Genomic DNA, 1,156 nt, shown 5'->3' on the forward strand with positions numbered 1-1,156 from the left:
GTCGACGGCGTCGGTGATGACACCGGAACCCAGGCGCAGCGCGACGCGGGCGGCGATTTCCTTGCCTTCGCCGGAGGAGGTGACCAGGACGGCGGCGGCGTCGTTGGTCTTGGCGATCTGGGTCAGGGCGTCGACCTTGGGGACGACCAGGTGGTCGGCGAACTCGGTGCCTTCGGCGACGTACACCTTGGCGGCGCCGTACTCGGCGGCCTTCGCGGCGATGCCGGCCGCGGCGGCGCCGGCGCCCAGGACGACGGCGGACGGCTCGCCGACGCGGCGGGCCAGGGTCAGCAGCTCCAGGGCCGGCTTGCGGACCGCACCGTCGGCGTGGTCCACCAGGACGAGAATCTCAGCCATTGCTCAATGTCTCCGTGTTCGCGGGTTCGAGGGGTCGGACTGGGCCGGAGGAGGCTCAGATGAACTTCTGGTCGGCGAGGAAGGCCGCGAGGGACTTGCCGCCCTCACCCTCGTCCTTGACGACCGTGCCCGCGGTGCGCGCCGGACGCGCCGCCACCGACTCCACCGCCGTCCACGAACCCGCCAGCCCGACCTCGTCCGCCTCGATGCCCAGGTCGTCCAGGTCCAGCGACTGCACCGGCTTCTTCTTCGCCGCCATGATCCCCTTGAACGACGGGTACCGGGCCTCACCCGACTGGTCCGTCACCGACACCACGGCCGGCAGCTCCGCCTCGACCAGCTCGGTCGCCGCGTCACCGTCACGACGGCCCCGGACCACACCGCCCTCGACCGACACCTCCGACAGCAGCGTCACCTGCGGCACACCCAGACGCTCCGCCAGCAGCGCCGGCAGCACACCCATCGTGCCGTCCGTCGACGCCATGCCACCGATCACCAGGTCGAACCCGGTCTTCTCCAGCGCCTTCGCCAGCACCGCCGACGTCCCGATCACATCGGACCCGTGGATGTCGTCGTCGTTCACGTGCACGGCCTTGTCCGCACCCATCGACAGCGCCTTGCGCAGCGCGTCCTTCGCGTCGTCCGGCCCGACCGTCAGCACCGTCACCTCGGCGCCCTCGTTCGCCTCCGCGATCCGCAGCGCCTGCTCCACGCCGTACTCGTCCAGCTCCGACAGGAGACCGTCCACACCCTCCCGGTCGGTGGTGTGGTCGTCCGCGAAACGACGGTCACCCGTCGC

General features: G+C 71.2%; 1 protein-coding gene and 1 pseudogene. Both read right to left on the reverse strand.

The genetic code is table 11. The features are described from left to right. Window positions 1-357, reverse strand: a pseudogene (locus ACFV04_RS43775) (electron transfer flavoprotein subunit alpha/FixB family protein); the annotation flags it as partial. 55 nt (window positions 358-412) lie between these two features. Beyond that, a partial coding sequence (locus ACFV04_RS43780; RefSeq protein ID WP_380536662.1) for an electron transfer flavoprotein subunit beta/FixA family protein occupies window positions 413-1,156 on the reverse strand: 744 nt, incomplete at its 5' end.

The sequence above is a fragment of the Kitasatospora sp. NPDC059599 genome, assembly GCF_042735125.1.
Lineage (GTDB): Bacteria > Actinomycetota > Actinomycetes > Streptomycetales > Streptomycetaceae > Kitasatospora.